Raw genomic sequence first — 20,518 nt, 5'->3', positions numbered from 1 at the left:
CGGCCCGACCTCTTACGCCAAACGGGTCCGCAAAGCACGCTCCAAGGTGCCAAACAAGGCATTTTCGTCCGGCGACGCCGCCACCAGAACCTGCGACGCACCGGCATCGCGCAGCACCGCCGCGACCGTCTCGGACAGGCAGCATTGCGGGATCGCCAGCGCCGAGATTTCGACACCTTCGTCCCGTGCCGCCTCCAGGAAGGCCCGCGCGCTGCGGCGGGAGTAATGCAGCACCGCCTCGACGCCATGGGCGGCAAACCCCTCGCAGACCTCGCGCGGCAGATGCTTGACCGGCGCCATGCGATAGGTGGTCTGCGTGACCACGCTGAATCCTTGGGCTCCGAGCTCACCGCTGAGGTCGCGCGACAAATCCGCGCCGGCAAGATAAAGCAGCGTGCCCTTCTTCAGCACCTTGTCGCGCGCACTTTGAATGACCTTGTCGCGCAGGGAAGCGGCATCGCCGCCGGCGACGATCACCTCGGCAAAGCCGGCATCGCGTGCGGCGGTCGCAGTGTGCTCGCCGACCGCAAACAGCGGCAGCTCCAAAAGGCCAAGGTTCTCTAAGCCAGAATCTTGCAATTGCGGCGCGACGGCACGGATTGCATTGGCCGACGTGACGATGATCGCGCTGTAGCCCGCCTCGCTCTCGTCATGAAAGGCGACCGGCTCGAACTTGAGCACCGGCGCGAGCAGCACCACATGACCCCGCGCGCGCAAATTCTCTGCCGTCGCCTCATTGTCGGGATGCGGCCGTGTGACAAGAATGGACATCGCGTGTGTTCCCGAACCGCGTGACGGTGACGCATTCACCGGGACGGCCGCGCGTGACGATTGCGCAAGCCGACCCCGGAATGCTACCGGACGTACCAGAACTCTGCTTTACGGATGAGCGCAAGGGCCCAAATTGGATAACGATTCACCAATGCTGGTGCTGGGCATCGAAACCACCTGCGACGAGACCGCCGCGGCCGTGATCGAGCGCGCACCCGACGGGGCCGGCAAGATCTTGTCCAACATCGTGCGGTCCCAGATCGAGGAGCACGCCCGCTTCGGCGGCGTCGTGCCGGAGATCGCCGCGCGCGCGCATGTCGATGTCCTCGACGGCATCATCGACCGTGCCATGCACGAGGCCGGCATCGACTACGCCCAGCTCAGCGGTGTCGCCGCCGCTGCGGGGCCGGGCCTGATCGGCGGCGTCATCGTCGGGCTCACCACCGCGAAGGCGATCGCGATGGTGCACGACACGCCGCTGATCGCGGTGAACCATCTCGAAGCGCATGCGCTGACGCCGCGTCTCACCGACGCCATCGAATTTCCCTACTGCCTGTTCCTCGCCTCGGGCGGTCATACCCAGATCGTCGCCGTCACCGGCGTCGGTCAGTATGTGCGGCTCGGCACCACCGTCGACGACGCCATCGGCGAAGCCTTCGACAAGGTCGCGAAGATGCTGGGCCTGCCTTATCCGGGCGGCCCGCAGGTCGAACGCGCGGCGGCAAACGGCGATGCCATGCGCTTTGCGTTTCCGCGGCCGATGCAGGGACGTCCCGATGCCAACTTCTCGCTCTCAGGATTGAAGACGGCGGTCCGCACCGAGGCGAGCCGGCTGGCTGAGATCACGCCGCAGGACATCAGCGATCTCTGCGCGAGCTTTCAGGCCGCAGTGCTGGATTCGACGGCGGATCGTCTCAACGTCGGTCTCCGACTTTTCCGCGAGCGGTTCGGCGCGCCCAATGCGCTGGTGGCCGCCGGCGGTGTCGCGGCCAATCATGCGATCCGCGGCGCCCTGTACGGCGTCGCGCGCGAGGCCGACACGCAACTCATCATGCCGCCGCCCGCGCTCTGCACCGACAATGGCGCGATGATCGCCTGGGCCGGCGCCGAACGCCTCGCGCTCGGCCTGACCGACACGATGGAAGCTCAGCCCCGCGCCCGCTGGCTGCTCGACGCCAACGCGACGGCACCCGCGGGCTACGGCAAGACGCGGGCGGGATATTAGCCATGACTGCGTTCCAGTCCGTCGCCGTGATCGGGGCCGGCGCCTGGGGCACGGCGCTGGCGACCGTGGCGGCACGGGCCGGACGGAACGTGACGCTCTGGGCCCGCAGTGCAGAGCACGCGACGCGGATCGCATCGACCCGCGACAATCCGCGGCTGCCCGGCGTGAAGCTCGCGCCGGAGATCGTTGTCACGCACGAGCTCGCCGAAGCCGCACGCGCCGACATGCTGCTGATCGTCACGCCGGCGCAGCACCTGCGCGGCGCGGTGAACATGCTGGCCCCGCATCTGGCGAAGCCGGTGCCGATCGTCGCCTGCGCCAAGGGCATCGAGCACGGCACCCATAAATTCATGACCGACATCATCGCGGAGGCCGCGCCGCACGCGCAGCCGGCGATCCTGTCGGGCCCGAGCTTTGCCGACGACGTCGCGCGAGGCTTGCCAACCGCAGTGACGCTTGCGGCAAAGGACGAGGCCCTGGCGAGCGCGATGGTGCAGGCGCTGGGCTCGCCGACCTTCCGTCCCTATCACTCCACCGACGTCCGCGGCGTCGAGATCGGCGGCGCTGCCAAGAACGTGCTGGCGATTGCCGCCGGCATCGTGGTCGGCCGCAAGCTTGGCGCCTCCGCACACGCCGCGCTGACCACGCGCGGCTTCAGCGAGCTGGCGCGGCTCGGCCGCGCCTGTGGCGCGCGCACGGAGACACTTTCGGGTCTCTCCGGCCTCGGTGACCTCTTGCTGAGCTGCTCGACCGAGCAGTCGCGCAATTTCGCGCTCGGTATCGCGCTCGGTCGGGGCGAGGCCGCGCCCGCCGGCAAGCTTGCGGAAGGTGCATTCACCGCGCCGGTGCTGGTCGAGCTCGCGGCCGCGCGAGGCGTCGACATGCCGGTCTCACAGGCGGTCGCCGCCATCCTCGACGGCAGACTGACGATCGACGCCGCGATCGAAGGGCTGCTGACGCGGCCGTTCAGGGCCGAGCAATAGCCGCAGCTTCGCGCATCGCAGGTAGCACTTCACGGCCCGTGCACGCTGGTCTAGCCTAGCGCCACACCGCAGGATCCCGGTCCAACAATAACGAAACGGATCCCAGGGGAAACCGCATGCGCAAACCGCATCGCGCGATCATTTCGATCGCCATCATCACACTTGCCGCAATTGCTCTACCCACCGCTGCTTACACACAGGCCGCGCTTTCCTATGACGAGCTCGCCAAGACCGAGGCGGCTGCCAACGCCGACAACGGCAAGCGGGTCGCACCGGTCAAATCGATCGGCAGTCCCGCCAACGACGTCAGCTCCGACATGCAGGCCATGATCGGTGCACCGTTTCCGCCGCATTAATGCGGACCCGAAGACGCCGACGGAATGGAAGGAGCTGATCGATCGCCGCGCAAAACTGTCGATATCAGGCGTACCGGCGATTAAGGAGAAGCTCGGCGTCAAGGTCGAGGAGACCAAAATTGCCGGCGTGCATTGCTTCATCGTGACGCCCAACAAGATCCCGCCGGAGAACCGGCGCCGTCTTCTGGTCCACGTCCATGGCGGCGGCTATGTGTTCGGGCCCGGCGAGGCCGCGCTGCCGGAAGCGATCATGATGGCGGGCTTTGGCGGCTTCAAGGTGATCTCGGTCGACTACCGCATGCCGCCCGACTTCCCCTATCCCGCCGCGATGGACGATGCGATGGCGGTCTGGAACGAGGTCACCAGGGACCACGACGCCCGCCGCATGGCGATCTTCGGGACGTCGACGGGCGGCGCGATGACGCTGGCGATGGTGCTGCGGGCCAAGGACGAGAAGCTACAGAGGCCAGCCGCGATCGCCCCGGGCACGCCGTGGTCCGACATCGACAAGGTCGGCGACACCTATGCCAGCAACGAGTGGGTCGACAACGTGCTGGTGACCTGGGACGGCTGGCTCGGCCGGGCCGCAAAGCTCTACGCCAACGGCACGGACCTGAAGAATCCCTACATCTCGCCGATCTATGGCGACTTCAAAGATTTTCCGCCGACCATTCTGACATCGGGCACGCGCGATCTGTTCCTCAGCAACACGGTTCGCACCCATCGCAAATTGCGTCGCGCCGGCGTGATTGCCGATCTCAACGTCTATGAAGGCCAGTCGCACGCGCAGTACCAGTTCAACATCAACGCGCCGGAGACGAAGGAAGCCTTCACCGACATCGCAAAATTCTTCGATCGTCATCTGAAGGAATGAGTGCCTGCGATGGGATACCGGATGCCCGCGCTTGTCGCGGGCATCCGCGTGCCCTAAACATCGCGGAAGGCGACATGGCGTATCGAAAGCAGGGCGGGCGAACGATGAACTACTGGCTGGTGAAATCCGAACCGTCGGTGTGGTCCTGGGAGCAGCAGGTGGCAAAGGGCGCCAAGGGCGAGGCCTGGACCGGCGTGCGCAATTACACCGCGCGCATAAACCTCGTGAACATGAAGAAGGGCGACAAGGCGTTCTTCTATCATTCCAACGAGGGCAAGGAGATCGTCGGCATCGCCGAGATCATCAAGGAAGCCTACACCGACCCCACCGACAAGACCGAAAAATTCGTCTGCGTCGACATCAAGGCCGACAAGCCCCTGAAGACGCCGGTGACAATGGCCGCAATCAAGGCCGAGAAGAAGCTCGCCGACATGGCGCTGGTGAAATATTCGCGCCTGTCGGTGCAGCCGGTGACGGCCGAGGAATGGAAGCTCGTTTGCAAGATGGGCGGGGTTTAGGGGCGGCCGTAGCCCGGATGAGCGAAGCGACATCCGGGACCAATTCGTCTCCGCATGTCGCTGCGCTCATCCGGGCTACGATGTCCGGGCCCGCGTCTCCGGCAGCGCAAACACCTCACACGGCGCGGCGATACCGCGCAGCGCATGCGATCCGAGCCCGACGAGCGGCATCTCCGTCTCCGCCGCAAGCGCCCCCGACACCAGCACGGTCCGGCCGAGCGGCTTGCACAAGCCCTCGAGCCGGCTGGCAAGATTGACGGCGGGACCGATCGCGGTGAAATCGAGCCGGTTGGCGGCCCCGATATTGCCCCATAGCATCTCGCCGAGATGAAGCGCCGCGCCGAACGCGAGCGGCGGCAATCCTTGCGCGCCGCGCTCCGCGTTGAGATACGCCATCCCGGCTTCGGCTGCGCCCGCGGCGCGCAGCGCCGCCTCGCAGGCGCGGCGCGGTGAGGCCTCGACCACCGGAAAGATCGCGAGCACGCCGTCGCCGATGAACTTCAGCACCTCGCCGCCGAAGGCATGAACGGCGCCGGCGATGCGGTCGAACCAGGCATCGAGCGCAGTGATGACATCGGCGGGCGGTGTGGTTTCCGACAGCGACGTGAAGTTGCGCAGATCGGCATAGAGCAGCGCGGCCTGAATGGTCTCACCGAGATCGCGCCGCAGCGGCGCTGCCAGCACACGCTCCGCGCTGCGCTTGCCGAGATAGGCATCGAGTGTCGCGCGCAACGTGGCGCGCGCGGCGAGCACGGCGAGCGGGGTCGCGGCAAAGCGCGCGGCCTGATGCAATTGCTCGATTTCGTCCGACGTGAACGGACGCGGGCCGATCCAGCCGAGCAGCGGGCCATCCTGTCGCCCGACGACGTCCTCGTGCACCTCGCCGCCCGCGATGTCGCGCAGCCAGCGCCGCCCGGCATCGTTGGGCGGATCGGGCGCGAGACCGCCCGGTGCAAAACCGAGAGCTTCGATCACCCGGCCGCTCTCCGCACGCCAGAGCCATGTCCGTTTCGCGATCAACGGATGCGGAACCTCCAGCGTCAGGCTGCCTGCCGCAAGCGGTACGCCATCGGCGATCAGATGGGCGCCGAGTTCCGCGAGCAGGCGGTCGGCCCCGGAACAATCGGAGGCGGCATCGACCAGCCAGGCGAGGGTCGGGGAGAGGTGCATCGCCCGATGATGGCGAAGGTGGACCGCCTTTGTCACGGGCAATCCTTGACGGGCCGCTTTGGCACCGCCATGTCCGACGATCAAAGCGTTTTCAAGCGAAGTGGATACCGGTTCGCGTAAGGAAAACGTCAGAACAAGAAGCCAGAGCCCAGGGATGATCGCCCATGACCGAGCCGTTCGTAGTGCGACGCGAAACCCAGATCGCAGCCCCGCGCGCCACCGTCTTCGCCTATTTGACCGACCCCGAGAAGATCCTGAGCTGGATGGGTTCGGATGCGACCACCGAGCCGCATCCCGGCGGGCTCTATCTGGTCAAGGGAATCGGCCCGCGCAGTGGCGTCGGCCGCGGCGCGTTCCGCGAGGTCGTGCCGGTGCATCGTCTCGCCTACACATTCGGCTGGGAGGGCGGTCAGGAAGTGCCGCCCGGCTCGAGCCTGATCGAGATCGACCTGATCGAGCGCGACGGCGGCACGCTGCTGCGCATGACCCATAGCGGGCTGCCGACCGAAGAACAGGCGGCCGCACATGCGAAGGGATGGGCGCATTATCTGGGACGGCTCACGATCGCGGCCGCGGGCAGCGATCCCGGTCCGGACAGGGGTGTGTCGGACAAGGCATAGCGACGGGTCGTTGTTGTAATCGCCGCTGCCGTAGCCCGGATGGAGCGAAGCGAAATCCGGGCTACGAGTTCGCCGGTTGCTAAACAGCCGCGGTCGCCACCACCTGCGCCAGCAGCTGCTCGCGCCGCGCCTGCGAACGCTGGCCCTTCATGGTCGCCGCGAAACGCTCGAGGATGCCGTCCTCGAAGGCGGTGACGATGGTGTCGTGGACGTAGCTCTTGCGGCAGATCGCCGGCGTGTTGGAGAGCTTGTCGGCGGCGGCGCGGATCGCGTCCAGCACCTGCTTCTTGCGGCCACGCTGGCTGGTCGCCGGCGTGATCCGCGACAACGACTCGACGACGACGGCGGAGGCCATCAGCGTGCGAAAATCCTTCAGCGAAATCTTGATGCCGGCGATCTCGCGCAGGAACGCGTTGACCTGCGTGGTGCTGACCGCGCGCACGATGCCGTAGGCATCGCGATACTGGAACATGCGCTTGCCGGGAACACCCTGCAAAATGCCGATGGCGCGCACCAGCTTGGCCGCGTCGCACTCTTTCCGCACCGCCTTGCCGCCCTTCGCCTTGAAGGTCAGCACGAAGCAATCGTCTTCCAGCGTCACGTTCGACTTCAGCAGCGTGGTGGCGCCGCGGGTGCCGTTGAGGCGGGCATAGGATTCATTACCGGGACGGATCGCGGTGCGCGCGATCAGCTCGATCACGGCCGAGAGCGCGAATTCGCGCGTCGGCTCGTCGCCCGACAGGAACGCCGAGACCTTGCGCCGGATCTTGGGCAGGGCGCCAACAAGCTTTTCCAGACGATGCGCCTTGCGGTGCTCCCGAACCTTCTCCCAGTCGGCGTGATAGCGATATTGCAGCCGGCCCGCGGCATCGCGGCCCACCGCCTGGAGATGCGAGCTCGGATCGGCCGAGTAGCGCACCTCGCGATAGGCCGGCGGCACCGCCATGGCGTGCAGGCGGCGGATGGTACGGGCGTCGCGGATATGGGCGCCGTTGCCGCGAACGAAGGAATAGCCCTTGCCGCGCCGGATACGGCGGATGGTCAGCTCGTTCTGGTCGCCGAGCCGCAGGCCCAGCTCCTTGGCGAGCGCCTCGACCGTCGCCGCGGGCGCTGTGTCGAACACCTTTTTGGGACTGGGGCGGGTGGAACCGGCCGGTTTCGGCCATTGTCCGAGGGCCTTGGCCAGCGCAATGGCGGCAGGATCGGCCGAAGCGGGCCGGACCGTGCCGAGATTCTGCTGATCCATCATAGTCTTACGCCTTAGCCCTGTCTGATATCGGTCAATGCCGCTGTTCTGATTTTGGTTCCAAGGGGTGTCTTGCACGGTCTCTGGGGACCCGGTTAAGCCACTTAGGGTGTTCCGAACCGCATTGCGAGTCCCGAATCAGTGAAAAGCGGTCTCTAAATACCGCCTGCGGCGCATGGGCGCCCTGCAGGGCCCCTTCCCGAGATTTGGGTAAAGAGCCGAAAGCGGCCTCTTGGCCTGTTTCAGATTTGCGACAGCCGTCCTGCGCAGCTTGATTCTCCGCATGGCCGGCGGCTCGTCGAAGGTCCAGCTTGTGCTCCTTGTCGGGTCCGGTTAGCCCGACGCATAATCGTTCAACGATGAAGTCGGCGCGCCAGTCATCTGTGGTCGGCTTGCCGTATCTGGAGGGAAACATGTCCGAGAAGATCTACGACGTCCCCGCGGAATGGGCCAAACGCGCCTGGGTCGACCAGGCCAAGTACAAGGACATGTACGCCCGCTCGATCTCGGACCCGAACGGTTTCTGGGCCGAACAGGCCAAGCGCATCGACTGGATGAAGGTGCCGACGAAGATCGAGAACGTCTCCTTCGCGCCGGGCAACATCTCGATCAAATGGTTCGAGGACGGCATCCTCAACGTCGCCCACAACTGCATCGACCGGCATCTGCACAAGCGCGCCAACCAGACCGCGATCATCTGGGAAGGCGACGATCCCTCGCAGTCCAAGCACATCACCTACAAGGAGCTCCACGACGAGGTCTGCCGGATGGCCAACATCCTGCGCACCCGCAACGTCAAGAAGGGCGACCGCGTCACCATCTACCTGCCGATGATTCCGGAAGCGGCCTACGCCATGCTGGCCTGCGCGCGGATCGGCGCGATCCACTCCGTGGTGTTCGCAGGCTTCTCGCCCGACAGCCTCGCCCAGCGCATCAACGACTGCCAGTCCAAGCTCATCATCACCGCGGATGAAGGCCTGCGCGGCGGCAAGAAGGTGCCGCTGAAGGCCAATGTCGACGCGGCGCTCGCCAAGGCCGACGGCGTCGACTGGGTCGTCGTGGTCAAGCGCACCGGCGGCAAGGTCGACATGAACCCGACCCGCGACCTCTGGTATCACGAGGCGGCGGCGATGGTGACGACGGAATGCCCGGTCGAGCACATGCACGCCGAGGATCCATTGTTCATCCTCTACACCTCGGGCTCGACCGGCCAGCCCAAGGGCGTGCTGCACACCTCCGCCGGCTATCTCGTATTCGCCTCGATGACGCATCAATACGTCTTCGATTATCACGACGGCGACATCTACTGGTGCACCGCCGACGTCGGCTGGGTCACCGGCCACAGCTACATTCTCTATGGTCCGCTGGCGAACGGCGCGACCACGCTGATGTTCGAGGGCGTGCCGAATTACCCGGATAATTCCAGGTTCTGGAACGTCATCGACAAGCACAAGGTCAACACCTTCTACACCGCGCCGACGGCGATCCGCGCGCTGATGCAGTCCGGCGACGAGCCCGTGAAGAAGACCTCGCGCGCCAGCCTGCGCCTGCTCGGCTCGGTCGGCGAGCCCATCAATCCGGAAGCCTGGGAGTGGTATCACCGCGTCGTCGGCGACGACCGCTGCCCGATCGTCGACACCTGGTGGCAAACCGAAACCGGCGGCATTCTGATCACGCCGCTGCCGGGCGCGACGAAACTCAAGCCAGGTTCTGCAACGCAGCCGTTCTTCGGCGTCGTCCCCGAGATCGTCGATGCCGACGGCAAGGTGCTGGACGGCGAGACCACCGGTAACCTCTGCCTGACGCGCTCCTGGCCGGGCCAGATGCGCACCGTCTATGGCGATCACGCCCGCTTCGAGCAGACCTATTTCTCGACCTACAAAGGCAAGTACTTCACCGGCGACGGCTGCCGGCGCGACGCCGACGGCTATTACTGGATCACCGGCCGCGTCGACGACGTCATCAACGTCTCCGGCCATCGCATGGGCACTGCGGAAGTCGAGAGCGCGCTGGTCGCGCACGAGAAGGTCTCGGAGGCCGCCGTGGTCGGCTTCCCGCACGACATCAAGGGCCAGGGCATCTACGCCTATGTCACCCTGATGGCCGGCGTGCAGCCGACCGAAGAGCTGCGCAAGGAGCTCGTGACCTGGGTGCGCAAGGAGATCGGCCCGATCGCATCCCCGGACCAGATCCAGTTCGCGCCGGGCCTGCCGAAGACCCGCTCCGGCAAGATCATGCGCCGCATCCTGCGCAAGATCGCCGAGGACGAGCCGAGCAGCCTCGGCGACACCTCCACGCTGGCCGATCCCGCCGTGGTCGACGACCTCGTCAAGAACCGGCAGAACAAGAAGCCGGCGTAAGGCTCCGCCCGCGTGCCCCGGACGCAGCGCAGCGCGTAAGTGATGCGCTGCTGAGCCGGGGCCCATCGACCAGCGGAAAGAAAAAGCTGGGTCCCGGCTCTGCGTCGCGTCATTGCATGCCGCGCCGCGTCCGGGACACGAGACTGTCCTTCGCGTCGGCCATCTCCTCAAAACAACCGCCGTTCACACGCTCACGCGCTTGTCAGGGCGCGGGCGGGCTCGTCCGTGTCTTTCCGGCCGGGTGTTGTTTTCTTGTCATTTACTTTATTTCGAACTTTTCCTTTGTTCCCCCGGCTGGCGGGCCCCTGGCGGCCGTGCGTGGAAACTATCCGGTTAACGCGCGCGGTTAAGAATGTCTGGGCACGCGAGGCGATTGCCGGTTTTGCGTGAATTTGGACGACCCAAGGGGAAAATCGATGGCGATGAGGATTGCAGTGGCGCTGGCCGCCACCATCGGGGCAGGGGTTTTGTTGTCGACGGCGGCCGAGGCGCGGCCGGAAATGGTGGGCGCGCATCCGGGCGACTATTCGCCGGGCACCATCGTGGTCAAAACCAACGAGCGCAAACTCTATCTCATTCTCGATAGCGGTCATGCGGTGCGCTATCCGGTCGGCGTCGGCAAGTCCGGCAAGCAGTGGGCCGGCACTACCCGCATCGACGGCAAGTATCGCAATCCGGCATGGTCGCCGCCCGCCGAGGTGAAGCGCGACAAGCCAAGCATTCCGGACGTCATCCCCGGCGGCTCGCCGCACAACCCGATGGGCGTTGCTGCGATGACGCTGGCCGGCGGCGAATATGCCATCCACGGCACCAACGTGCCGGGCTCGGTCGGCGGCTTCGTCTCCTATGGCTGCATCCGCATGCTCAACGACGACATCACCGATCTCTACAGCCGCGTCTCGGTCGGCACGACGGTGGTCGTGACGCGCTGATCTCCGCGATCGAAGAGAATTGCAAAAGCCGCGTCCAACGACGCGGCTTTTTCGTTACCAGAAGCGCCAGCCCCGCGCGCACCAGCCATCGCGATGGCCGCCATTGTAGCTGCGCGCGTAACCGCCCGCGAGCAACGCCGCCGAAACGTTAGGCGTGCGCCTGGTCGCGGCATCGGCGAGGACGCGCCCGTATTTATCCTGGCCGAGATTATAGATCGTGACGCCGCCCTGACCGAGCAGATTGCGCAGCGCGTCGCTGGCGGCTTCGGCCTTGTCCAGTTCAGCCTGGCAAGATGCTTTCATCTCGGGCGCATCGATGCCGCGCAGACGGACGCGCGCGACGAGATCGCGCCCGTTGGGCTGGTGTACGCGTGCGAGGAAAGTATCGCCATCGACGGTGCGGACAACATCGACCGCTAGACGCGTGTCGGAATTGCCGGACTGCAGGATGATATTGGCATCACGTGACTGTCCATCATCCGCATGCGGAATGGGCCAGATCGTTCCCTGGCGGAAGCCGAGCACAATCGCCGTCACGACGCCGATCACAAACATCCACGGCAACAAGCCGGAGAAGCGACGGCCGAACGGCGAACCACGGTATGAGGGCCGATAGGGACGGCTGGGGTCGAAACGCGACATCCGCGCACGCTAGGGCTGAGTCGGCCGGCCCGGCAAGCGCGCCTTAGACCAGCGCATCAAAAGTCCGAGGCGATACCCTTGCGCTCCCAATCACCGTAGCGGGTGGGTTCAGGCCCCTTCGGTCCCTGCAATTCCTTGGGCGCCGCTTCGGCATGCGCCGCCGCTGCGGCCTGCCGGCGCGCTTCCGCCTCAGCCAGCGCGCGCTGGGCGGCCGGAGGGAGCTGCTTGCGATCGGGAACGGAGGGCTGGTCACTCATCGAGTGGTTCCTAGCGCAGGATCATGGAGCGTGCGAGATGCAATATCGCATTGCTGAAATGGTGGTCGTGGCCTGCAAACGCGAGAGCCCATTCTTACATTTGGCATATTCGCGTGCCAGAGATCGCCTTCTCAAGGCATGCGCCCATTGCGGCGGAACTGCCGCTCGCCAAGAACCTTAAGCCGCATGCCATCTCAACGTTTCGCCCCTCCGTCCGAAGTGCCTGGTCTCGCGGCGCGGCGGATTGCCGCCGACATCGTCGACGGCGTGCTGCACAAGCACCGCACGCTTGACGACCAGCTCGACGGCGGCGGTGCCCATCCCGGACTGAAGACGCTGGCCGACCGCGACCGCGCGCTGATGCGCCGCCTGGTTGCGACCGTGCTGCGGCGGCTCGGCACGCTCGGCCATGTGCTCTCCCGCCTGCTCGACAAGGGCATTCCCTCCGACGCGCCGCGCGCGCAGAGCGCGCTGCTGATCGGCGCCGCGCAGATTCTCTGGATGGACGTGCCCGATCACGCCGCGGTCGATCTCTCCGTCCGCCTCGTGCAATCCGACCGGCGCGCTGCGCGCTATGCCGGCCTCGTCAACGCCGTGCTGCGCCGCTGCGCGCGCGAGGGCCAGGCGCTGGTCGAAGAAGTCGCCGCGCAATCGCTCGACCTGCCGCCCTGGATGCTCGCGCGCTGGAGCGCGCATTACGGCGAAGCGACGGCGCGGGACATGGCACTCGCGCTCGGCCACGAGCCCTCGCTGGATCTCACCGTGAAGTCGGATGCCGCACAATGGGCGAGCCGCCTGCATGGCGAGACGCTGCCGACCGGGACAGTACGGATGCTGCTGCACGGCGCGGTGACCATGCTGCCCGGCTTTGCCGAGGGACAATGGTGGGTGCAGGACGCCGCCGCCGCGCTGCCGGCACGGCTGTTCGGCGACATCAAGGGCAAGTCCATCGCCGATCTCTGCGCCGCGCCCGGCGGCAAGACCGCGCAGCTGGCGCTATCAGGTGCGCACGTGACGGCGATCGACCGCTCCCCCGCCCGTGTGGCGCGCCTGCGCGAAAACCTGACGCGGCTGTCGCTGCAGGCGGAGACTGTCGTCGCCGACGCGGTCGAATGGGCCGGACCGGCTGAGGGTTTCGACGGCATCCTGATCGATGCGCCCTGCACCTCGACCGGCACGATCCGCCGCCATCCTGATGTCGCTTGGCTCCGGCAGGAATCCGACATCGCCGCCCTGACTGCGCTCCAGCAGCGGCTGCTGAAAAAATCCGTCGCGCTGCTCAAGCCGGGCGGAACGCTGGTCTATTGCACCTGTTCGCTGGAACCCGAGGAAGGCGAGCAGGCCGTGGCTTCGCTGCTGGCCGCGGAGCCTGCGCTTCGCCGCGTCCCGATCGCGGCGTCCGAGGTCGCGGGCCTCGACGAAATCATCACCGCCGATGGCGACCTGCGCACCCTGCCCAGCCATCTGCCGAACGCCGATCCCAAGCTCGGCGGGCTCGACGGATTCTTCGCGGCCCGGCTCGTTAAATCCTGATTTTGCACCGGTTTTTGCAACTTCGACACTGATTCGTCCCGTTCAGGGTGGTGTCAGGCGGTCAATTTTAGGATTAATAAGGATTCGTCGGAATCCTCTCCCCCTTCAAGGCAAGGCGTGTCGGTCGCTCAACGCAGACGTATCTCGACGCTGGTGATGAACCGCTTCGCGCGGAACATGCTCGCGCGCGCGAGCGGCAGTTCGGTGGCGCTGTCGCGGGTCTGGCCCGGCCGCACCGACCGGCTCATCATCGCACCGCATGATCTGCGCACCGCGGATGCGACGCGTGCCGCCGAGATCTATGCCGGCCGCTTCGTCTTCGCCGGCAAGATCGTCAATTGCCACGGCCGCTCGATCTTCGATCTCGAGCCGCCGTCGGAAGATTGGGAGGTCGCGCTGCTCGGTTTCGGCTGGCTGCGCCATCTGCGTGCCGCCGACACCGCGCTGACGCGGGCCAATGCGCGCGCGCTGGTCGAGGACTGGATCGCCAACCCCGCCAACAAGCGCCGCCCCGTCGCGCGGCGCGCCGACGTGCTGGCGCGGCGCGTGATCTCGCTGCTGTCGCAGGCGCCGCTGGTGCTCAACGACACCGACAACAAATTCTACCGCCGCTATTTGCGCGCGCTGGCACGCGAGATCCGTTTCCTGCGCTACACCATGGTGGACATCCCCGACGGGGTGCCGAAGCTGCAGGTGCTGATCGCGCTGTGCTATGCGGCGCTGTGCCTCGCCAACCAGGCGCGTCATATCCGCAGTGCGTCGAAGAAGCTGTCGGACGAATTGCAGCGGCAGATCCTGCCCGACGGCGGCCACATCTCGCGCAATCCGGGCGCGCTGATCGAGCTTTTGATCGACCTGCTGCCGTTGCGGCAGACCTTTGCCGCGCGCAACATCGCGCCGCCGCCGGCGCTGCTCAACGCGATCGACCGCATGATGCCGATGCTGCGTTTCTTCCGTCACGGCGACGGCAATTTCGCGCTGTTCAACGGCATGAGCGCGACACCTTCGGATTTGCTCGCGACACTGCTCGCCTATGACGACACCCATGGCGCGCCGATGGCGAACATGCCGCATACCGGCTTCCAGCGCCTCGATGCCGGCCAGACCACGCTGATCATCGACACCGGCCCGCCGCCGCCGGCCGGCGTCAGCCACGATGCCCATGCCGGCTGCCTGTCGTTCGAACTGTCCTCCGGCATCAGCCGCATCGTCACCAATTGCGGCATGCCGACCACGGGCCGCGACAATTGGCGGCCATTCGCGCGCAGCACCGCGGCGCATTCGACGCTGACCTATCACGAGACGTCCTCATGCCGGTTCGTCGAGATGTCGGCGATGAAGCGGCTGCTGCACGGCTCGCCGGTCACCAGCGGCCCGGTCGAGGTCGAGAGCTATCGCGAGGTGGTGCAGAACGGCACGCTGCTGACGACCTCGCATGACGGCTATCTCTCCAAGTTCGGCGCGATCCATCGCCGTGTGCTGATGGTCGCCAATGACGGCGCGCGCATCGACGGCGAGGACACGCTGTCGCCGCCGCAAGGCGGGCGCTTCAAGGGCGCCGATGCCGATTTCGCGCTGCGCTTCCATCTGCATCCCGCGGTGAAGGCGAGCCGGCTGTCGGATGCGCGCGGCGTCATGCTGGTGCTGCCGAACCGCGACGTCTGGACCTTCGAAGCACTGGACGACAAGGTCGACCTCGAGGACAGCGTATTCCTTGCCGGCAATGACGGTCCGCGCCGCACCGCCCAGATCGTGATTCGGCAGGATGCGCGGCAGGCACCCTCGATCCGCTGGAGCTTCGTCCGCTCCAGCGCCTCGCCGGCGGTCACCAATGCCCGCCGCAACGCCCGGCGCGAGCCGGAACTTCCGCTGTAATCAGGCGAATTCGGCCCTATCTCGGCGTTGTGAAAACGGCCGAAAGCTGCTATCGAGCGCTCGTTCGCGCGACTGGCGACCTTGGATGGAGCACCATCGGGAAGCGCGACACATATCCGCCGCGCGCCTGGGCATAGACACTCCCTTCACAGAGGATCTTGCTCATGACTGACCATCCCCGCCGCGTCACCCGCGCCCTTCTCTCCGTTTCCGACAAGACCGGCCTGATCGAGTTCGCCAAGGCGCTTGCCGCGCATGATGTCGAGCTGGTCTCGACCGGCGGCACCGCGAAAGCGATCGCCGCGGCCGGCCTCAAGGTGAAGGACGTGTCCGACCTCACCGGCTTCCCCGAGATGATGGACGGCCGCGTCAAGACGCTGCATCCGAAGGTGCATGGCGGCCTGCTCGCGATCCGCGACAACAAGGAACATGCCGAGGCGATGAAGGCGCACGGCATCGCGCCGATCGACCTCCTAGTCGTCAATCTCTATCCGTTCGAGGCGACCGTCGACAAAGGCGCGGGCTTCGAGGATTGCATCGAGAACATCGACATCGGCGGCCCCGCGATGATCCGCGCCGCGGCGAAGAACCATGACGATGTCGCCGTGGTGGTCGAAGCCGAGGACTACAAGGCCGTGCTCGACGAGCTCGCCGCCAACAATGGCGCGACCACGCTGAAGCTGCGCCGGCGCCTCGCCGCAAAGGCCTATGCACGCACCGGCGCCTATGACGCCGCGATCTCGAACTGGTTCAACCGCCAGCTCGAAATCGACGCGCCCGACTTCCGCGCCTTCGGCGGGCGGCTGATCCAGTCGCTGCGCTATGGCGAGAACCCGCACCAGACCGCGGCGTTCTACGCGACCCCCGACAAGCGCCCGGGCGTCTCCACCGCGCGGCAGCTCCAGGGCAAGGAGCTCTCCTACAACAACATCAACGACACCGATGCGGCCTATGAATGTATCGGCGAGTTCGACGCCAAGCGCACCGCGGCCTGCGTCATCGTCAAGCACGCCAATCCCTGCGGCGTCGCGGAAGGCGCGAATCTCGTCGACGCCTATCGCAAGGCGCTGGCCTGCGATTCCACCTCGGCGTTCGGCGGCATCATCGCGATGAACCGCGCGCTCGACGCTGACACCGCGCGCGAGATCACGAAGATCTTCACCGAAGTGATCATCGCGCCCGACGCCAGCGAAGAGGCGATCTCCATCATCGGTGCGCGCAAGAATCTGCGCCTGCTGCTCGCCGGCAGCCTGCCTGATCCGCGCGCGCCCGGCCTCACCGCCAAGACGGTCGCCGGCGGCCTGCTCGTGCAGAGCCGGGACAATGCCGTCGTCGACGACATGACCTTCAAGGTCGTGACCAAGCGCGCGCCGACTGACGCCGAGATGCGCGATCTGAAGTTCGCGTTCCGGGTCGCCAAGCATGTCAAGTCCAACACCATCATCTATGCCAAGGATCTCGCCACCGTCGGCATCGGCGCGGGCCAGATGAGCCGGGTGGATTCAGCCCGGATCGCAGCGCGCAAGGCGCAGGATGCGGCCAATGAGCTGAAGCTCGCCGAGCCGCTCACCAAGGGCTCGGTCGTGGCGTCGGATGCGTTCTTCCCGTTCGCCGACGGCATGCTCGCCTGCATCGAGGCCGGCGCCACCGCCGTGGTGCAACCCGGCGGCTCGATGCGCGACGACGAGGTGATCAAGGCCGCCGACGAGCACGGCATCGCCATGGTGTTCACCGGCACGCGGCACTTCAGGCACTAAGCCTATCGGCTCGTCATTGCGAGCGCAGCGAAGCAATCCAGTCTGTTTCCGCAGAGCAAGTCTGGATTGCTTCGTCGCTTCGCTCCTCGCAATGACGGGTGTGAAATTGCGTGGTGCGGCTAGTCCTTCACCCGCATCAACAGTCCGAACCCTGTCACGAAGAACACCACCAGCACGGCCATGCCGGCCTTCTGGCTCGCCGTCGCCGCGGTGATCACGCCGATCAGCAGCGGGCCGATGAAGGACGTCACCTTTCCGGTCAGCGCGAACAGTCCAAAATACTGCGCGATGCGATCTTTCGGCGCGAGGTGGATCAGCAGTGTGCGCGACGCCGCCTGCAGCGGGCCGCCGGCCGCACCGATCAGGCAACCCAGCACCAGATAAGCGCGCTCTGCCGCGCTCGAGAACAGCGGCGCACCGGCCAGAGGCGGCGCGACCTTGACGAACAGCACGCTGTCCTTGTCGACCAGCAGGATCGCCGCCACCGACAGCAACAGGACCAGCATGCTGCCGGCGATGACACGCTTCGGCCCGAGACGATCATCGAGCTTGCCGCCGAGCCATGCACCGAAGGTGCCGGCAATCGCAAGCATGATGCCGAAGGAGCCGATCTGGATCGTGTGCCAGCCGAACGTGCCCGCGGCATAGATGCCGCCGAACGCGAACAGCGACACCAGGCCGTCGGTGTAGATCATGTTGGCGAGCAGGAACGCCGCGAGCGACTTCTGCTGCGGCAGACTTTTGATCGACTGCTTCAGCTGCGCCAAGCCTTGGCGCAGCGCCTCGCGCACCGGCAGCTTCGCCGGGTAATCCGGCGTGAACAGGAACATCGGCGTCACGAAGACGATGAACCAAATCCCGGTCAGCGGTCCCGCGGCGCGATCGCCGTGATGGGTTGCGGGATCGAGCCCGAACAGCGGCGTGAAGCCGAGCAGCGTGCGGCCGGTCTCCGGATTAGCTGCGAGGAAACCGAGCACGATGATCAGGCTGACGATGCCGCCGATATAGCCCGTGGCCCAGCCGGTGCCGGAGAGCCGGCCGATGCGATCCGGCGGCACCAGGGTCGGCATCATCGCATTGTTGAAGACAGTGGCGAATTCCGCGCCGACGCTGGCGAGCGCGACCGCGGTGAGCAAGGGAGGAATGACCGAGGGATCGCCGGGCTTGCCGATCCACAGGGTGCAGGAGGCCAGCACCAGCACTGCGCCGAATCCCGCGATCCACGGCTTCCTGCGGCCCGAAGCATCGGCAATGGCGCCCAGCACCGGCGACATCAGCCCGATAGCAAGGCCCGCCGCCGCCATTGCAAAGCCCCACAGCGATTGCCCTGTGGCAGCATTTGGCGCAACGCTGGTGGCGAAGTAAGGCGCGAACACAAAGGTCGTGATCAGCGTGAAGTAAGGCTGCGCGGCCCAGTCGAAGAAGATCCAGCTGACGACGGCCGAGCGCGGGGGATAGGTCCGCGGCGCGCCAGCCATGCGCGCATCCGGTGCGATCGTCGTCATTCCGTAGTCCCCATCACGAACAGTTTTGCCTCTCTTAGCGCAAACCGTATAGCATTGCGGTGACGCGTGTGAACCGGCTCAATGCCACGACGGAAGTTTGATGATGTCGTCATTTTCGACACGGCGCACATTTTTCGCTCTCATCGCCACTCTGGCGTTTGGTCTTGCATCAGCAACCGCGCAGGATGCGCGCCGTGCTTATGTCCCGCCCGCACTCGACACGGTGCACGCCGTCCCGGCCGAGCATGGCATGGTGGTGGCGCAGGAGAAGATATCCGCGCAAATCGGCGCCGATATCCTGCGACGCGGCGGCAATGCAATCGATGCCGCGGTCGCCACCGGCTTTGCGATGGCCGTGACCTATCCGCGCGCCGGCAATATCGGCGGCGGCGGGTTCATGGTGATCCATTCGGCGGAGCGCAACGAAGACATCACGATCGACTATCGCGAGACGGCGCCGGCGGCGACCACGCCGCAGATCTTTCTTGGGCCGGACGGAAAGCCTGATCCGGCGAAGTCGCGCGACTCCGCACTCGGGGTCGGCGTGCCCGGTACCGTTGCCGGTTTTTCCCTAGCGCTGGAGAAATACGGCTCGGGCCAGTTCACGCTGGCGCAATTGATCGAGCCTGCGATCACGCTGGCGCGCGACGGCTTTGTCCTCACCGACGACATGGCCGACACGCTGTCGACCTGGCACCCGCGTCTCAAGCGCTGGCCCGCTTCGGCGAAGATCTTCTCGCGCCCTGACGGCACGCCGCTCGGCGAGGGCGACCGGCTGGTGCAGGGCGATCTCGCAGAGACGCTGTCGGCCATCGCAACGCAGGGGCCGCGCGGCTTCTATGAGGGGCCGGTCGCGGAAAAGCTGGCCAAGGCCATCTCCGATGCCGGCGGCATCATGACGCCGGCCGATCTGAAATCGTATCAAGCGGTGATCCGCGCGCCGGTCCGCGGCAGCTATCGCGGCTATGACATCGTCTCCATGCCGCTGCCGTCCTCCGGCGGCGTGGTGCTGGTTGAGACGCTCAACATTCTCGAAGGTTTTCAACTGGCCGATCTCAAGCAGGGATCACCCGCATCGCTGCATCTGCTGATCGAGGCCATGAAACGCGCTTATGCCGACCGCGCGCGCTATCTCGGCGATCCCGCCTTCGTCAACGCGCCGATCGAGACCCTCACCGCGAAGGATTACGCCGCCAAGCTGCGCGCCGGCATCTCCACCGATCGCGCCACGCCGTCGAAGCAGCTCGTTGCCGCCCCGCCGGCGCCGCGCGAGGGCACCAACACCACGCACTATTCCGTCGTCGACAGCCACGGCAACGCCGTCAGCAACACCTACACGCTGAACTTCAGCTACGGCGTCGGTCTCGTTGCCGAGGGCACCGGTGTGCTGCTCAACAACGAGCTTGACGACTTCACCGCAGCGGTCGGTGCTTCCAATGCCTATGGCCTCGTCGGCTATGAGGCCAATCTGCCCGGGCCCGGCAAGCGGCCGCTGTCCTCGATGTCGCCGACCATCGTGCTGAAAGCTGGCAAGCCGGTGCTGGTCACGGGCTCGCCCGGCGGCAGCCGTATCATCTCCACCGTGCTCCAGGTGATCGTCAATGTGCTCGACTACAAGATGGACGTGGCCGCCGCCGTCGCAGCGCCGCGGCTACATCATCAATGGCTGCCGGATGAGGTGCGCATCGAGCGCGGCTTTCCCGACAATGTGCTGTTCGAGCTGAAGGCGATGGATCACCTCATCGTCGAGCCGATGGGACAGACCTCAGCCAATTCGATTCTCGTGACGCCGAACGGTGCGCTCGGCGCGCCCGATCCGCGCACGCGCGGCGCGGAAGCCGCGGGACAGTAACATCGCCGTTGCATGGCACGGTCGCGCGCACCCGCTTGCGCG

At 66.1% G+C, this 20,518-nt stretch carries 16 protein-coding genes, 1 pseudogene and 1 riboswitch; of the genes and pseudogenes, 11 read left to right on the top strand and 6 right to left on the bottom strand.

Going from position 1 to position 20,518, the window contains the following annotated elements:
* Nucleotides 1-12: 12 nt before the first annotated feature.
* A complete protein-coding gene (locus RAD16_RS30070; protein ID WP_458161446.1) occupies nt 13-771 on the bottom strand; it encodes a uroporphyrinogen-III synthase in 759 nt (252 codons plus the stop codon).
* 151 nt (nt 772-922) lie between these two features.
* Here RAD16_RS30070 and tsaD point away from each other — a divergent pair, with 151 nt between their 5' ends.
* From tsaD to RAD16_RS30050, 4 genes and pseudogenes are all read left to right on the top strand, one after another.
* Nucleotides 923-1,996, top strand: a complete 1,074-nt coding sequence (gene tsaD, locus RAD16_RS30065; RefSeq protein ID WP_458161445.1) for a tRNA (adenosine(37)-N6)-threonylcarbamoyltransferase complex transferase subunit TsaD — start codon at nt 923-925, stop codon at nt 1,994-1,996.
* 2 nt (nt 1,997-1,998) lie between these two features.
* Nucleotides 1,999-2,979, top strand: a complete 981-nt coding sequence (locus tag RAD16_RS30060) for an NAD(P)H-dependent glycerol-3-phosphate dehydrogenase (protein WP_458161444.1) — start codon at nt 1,999-2,001, stop codon at nt 2,977-2,979.
* A 116-nt stretch (nt 2,980-3,095) separates the two neighbouring features.
* Nucleotides 3,096-4,209 (top strand): annotated as a pseudogene (locus tag RAD16_RS30055) (alpha/beta hydrolase).
* Between the two features lie 104 nt (nt 4,210-4,313).
* Nucleotides 4,314-4,727 (top strand): EVE domain-containing protein, encoded by a 414-nt coding sequence (locus RAD16_RS30050; protein WP_458161490.1) that lies wholly within the window; start codon nt 4,314-4,316, stop codon nt 4,725-4,727.
* A 75-nt stretch (nt 4,728-4,802) separates the two neighbouring features.
* On the opposite strand, the gene RAD16_RS30045 is transcribed toward RAD16_RS30050, so the two are convergent.
* Nucleotides 4,803-5,897, bottom strand: coding sequence for an adenylate/guanylate cyclase domain-containing protein (locus RAD16_RS30045; RefSeq protein ID WP_458161489.1), 1,095 nt, complete (start codon nt 5,895-5,897; stop codon nt 4,803-4,805).
* 164 nt (nt 5,898-6,061) lie between these two features.
* Between RAD16_RS30045 and RAD16_RS30040 the strand changes: the two genes are divergently transcribed.
* Complete coding sequence (locus RAD16_RS30040; protein WP_458161443.1) at nt 6,062-6,517, top strand: SRPBCC family protein; 456 nt, start codon at nt 6,062-6,064, stop codon at nt 6,515-6,517.
* A 79-nt stretch (nt 6,518-6,596) separates the two neighbouring features.
* Here RAD16_RS30040 and RAD16_RS30035 read toward each other — a convergent pair whose 3' ends face one another.
* Nucleotides 6,597-7,766 carry a DNA topoisomerase IB gene (locus RAD16_RS30035; protein WP_458161442.1) on the bottom strand — a complete coding sequence of 390 codons (1,170 nt, stop codon included), beginning with the start codon at nt 7,764-7,766 and terminating at the stop codon, nt 6,597-6,599.
* Between the two features lie 410 nt (nt 7,767-8,176).
* On the opposite strand from RAD16_RS30035, the gene acs reads away from it, so the two are divergent.
* The gene (acs, locus tag RAD16_RS30030; RefSeq protein ID WP_458161441.1) at nt 8,177-10,123 is read left to right on the top strand and encodes an acetate--CoA ligase; all 1,947 of its coding nucleotides are present in this window, start codon (nt 8,177-8,179) and stop codon (nt 10,121-10,123) included.
* Nucleotides 10,124-10,539: 416 nt separating this feature from the next.
* Complete coding sequence (locus RAD16_RS30025; protein WP_458161440.1) at nt 10,540-11,055, top strand: L,D-transpeptidase; 516 nt, start codon at nt 10,540-10,542, stop codon at nt 11,053-11,055.
* Nucleotides 11,056-11,109: 54 nt separating this feature from the next.
* Here RAD16_RS30025 and RAD16_RS30020 read toward each other — a convergent pair whose 3' ends face one another.
* Together RAD16_RS30020 and RAD16_RS30015 are read right to left on the bottom strand one after the other, a co-directional pair.
* Complete coding sequence (locus RAD16_RS30020; RefSeq protein WP_458161439.1) at nt 11,110-11,697, bottom strand: thermonuclease family protein; 588 nt, start codon at nt 11,695-11,697, stop codon at nt 11,110-11,112.
* Between the two features lie 56 nt (nt 11,698-11,753).
* Nucleotides 11,754-11,954 (bottom strand): DUF1674 domain-containing protein, encoded by a 201-nt coding sequence (locus tag RAD16_RS30015; RefSeq protein ID WP_458161438.1) that lies wholly within the window; start codon nt 11,952-11,954, stop codon nt 11,754-11,756.
* 186 nt (nt 11,955-12,140) lie between these two features.
* Between RAD16_RS30015 and RAD16_RS30010 the strand changes: the two genes are divergently transcribed.
* From RAD16_RS30010 to purH, 3 genes are all read left to right on the top strand, one after another.
* Nucleotides 12,141-13,487: an RsmB/NOP family class I SAM-dependent RNA methyltransferase gene (locus RAD16_RS30010; RefSeq protein WP_458161437.1), complete on the top strand. Its 1,347-nt coding sequence runs from the start codon at nt 12,141-12,143 to the stop codon at nt 13,485-13,487.
* Between the two features lie 156 nt (nt 13,488-13,643).
* Nucleotides 13,644-15,362, top strand: coding sequence for a heparinase II/III family protein (locus tag RAD16_RS30005; RefSeq protein WP_458161488.1), 1,719 nt, complete (start codon nt 13,644-13,646; stop codon nt 15,360-15,362).
* 58 nt (nt 15,363-15,420) lie between these two features.
* Nucleotides 15,421-15,502, top strand: a riboswitch (ZMP/ZTP riboswitch).
* A gap of 24 nt (nt 15,503-15,526) precedes the next feature.
* On the top strand, nt 15,527-17,119 hold the full coding sequence (gene purH / locus RAD16_RS30000) for a bifunctional phosphoribosylaminoimidazolecarboxamide formyltransferase/IMP cyclohydrolase (protein WP_458161436.1): 1,593 nt from the start codon (nt 15,527-15,529) through the stop codon (nt 17,117-17,119).
* A gap of 119 nt (nt 17,120-17,238) precedes the next feature.
* Here purH and RAD16_RS29995 read toward each other — a convergent pair whose 3' ends face one another.
* A complete protein-coding gene (locus RAD16_RS29995) occupies nt 17,239-18,624 on the bottom strand; it encodes an MFS transporter (RefSeq protein WP_458161435.1) in 1,386 nt (461 codons plus the stop codon).
* Nucleotides 18,625-18,724: 100 nt separating this feature from the next.
* Between RAD16_RS29995 and ggt the strand changes: the two genes are divergently transcribed.
* Nucleotides 18,725-20,476: a gamma-glutamyltransferase gene (gene ggt / locus RAD16_RS29990; RefSeq protein ID WP_458161434.1), complete on the top strand. Its 1,752-nt coding sequence runs from the start codon at nt 18,725-18,727 to the stop codon at nt 20,474-20,476.
* Nucleotides 20,477-20,518 lie beyond the last annotated feature (42 nt).

Source organism: Bradyrhizobium sp. 18BD, from assembly GCF_054185225.1.
Note: the sequence above shows the minus strand (reverse complement) of the source record. Positions and strands in the feature narration are given on the sequence as shown.

Bases quoted from the DNA above. Each gene is read 5' to 3' on its own strand.
- RAD16_RS30070 (WP_458161446.1), bottom strand. From the start codon at position 771: ATGTCCATTCTTGTCACACGGCCGCATCCCGACAATGAGGCGACGGCA.
- tsaD (WP_458161445.1), top strand. From the start codon at position 923: ATGCTGGTGCTGGGCATCGAAACCACCTGCGACGAGACCGCCGCGGCC.
- RAD16_RS30060 (WP_458161444.1), top strand. From the start codon at position 1,999: ATGACTGCGTTCCAGTCCGTCGCCGTGATCGGGGCCGGCGCCTGGGGC.
- RAD16_RS30050 (WP_458161490.1), top strand. From the start codon at position 4,314: ATGAACTACTGGCTGGTGAAATCCGAACCGTCGGTGTGGTCCTGGGAG.
- RAD16_RS30045 (WP_458161489.1), bottom strand. From the start codon at position 5,897: ATGCACCTCTCCCCGACCCTCGCCTGGCTGGTCGATGCCGCCTCCGAT.
- RAD16_RS30040 (WP_458161443.1), top strand. From the start codon at position 6,062: ATGACCGAGCCGTTCGTAGTGCGACGCGAAACCCAGATCGCAGCCCCG.
- RAD16_RS30035 (WP_458161442.1), bottom strand. From the start codon at position 7,766: ATGATGGATCAGCAGAATCTCGGCACGGTCCGGCCCGCTTCGGCCGAT.
- acs (WP_458161441.1), top strand. From the start codon at position 8,177: ATGTCCGAGAAGATCTACGACGTCCCCGCGGAATGGGCCAAACGCGCC.
- RAD16_RS30025 (WP_458161440.1), top strand. From the start codon at position 10,540: ATGGCGATGAGGATTGCAGTGGCGCTGGCCGCCACCATCGGGGCAGGG.
- RAD16_RS30020 (WP_458161439.1), bottom strand. From the start codon at position 11,697: ATGTCGCGTTTCGACCCCAGCCGTCCCTATCGGCCCTCATACCGTGGT.
- RAD16_RS30015 (WP_458161438.1), bottom strand. From the start codon at position 11,954: ATGAGTGACCAGCCCTCCGTTCCCGATCGCAAGCAGCTCCCTCCGGCC.
- RAD16_RS30010 (WP_458161437.1), top strand. From the start codon at position 12,141: ATGCCATCTCAACGTTTCGCCCCTCCGTCCGAAGTGCCTGGTCTCGCG.
- RAD16_RS30005 (WP_458161488.1), top strand. From the start codon at position 13,644: ATGAACCGCTTCGCGCGGAACATGCTCGCGCGCGCGAGCGGCAGTTCG.
- purH (WP_458161436.1), top strand. From the start codon at position 15,527: ATGACTGACCATCCCCGCCGCGTCACCCGCGCCCTTCTCTCCGTTTCC.
- RAD16_RS29995 (WP_458161435.1), bottom strand. From the start codon at position 18,624: ATGACGACGATCGCACCGGATGCGCGCATGGCTGGCGCGCCGCGGACC.
- ggt (WP_458161434.1), top strand. From the start codon at position 18,725: ATGATGTCGTCATTTTCGACACGGCGCACATTTTTCGCTCTCATCGCC.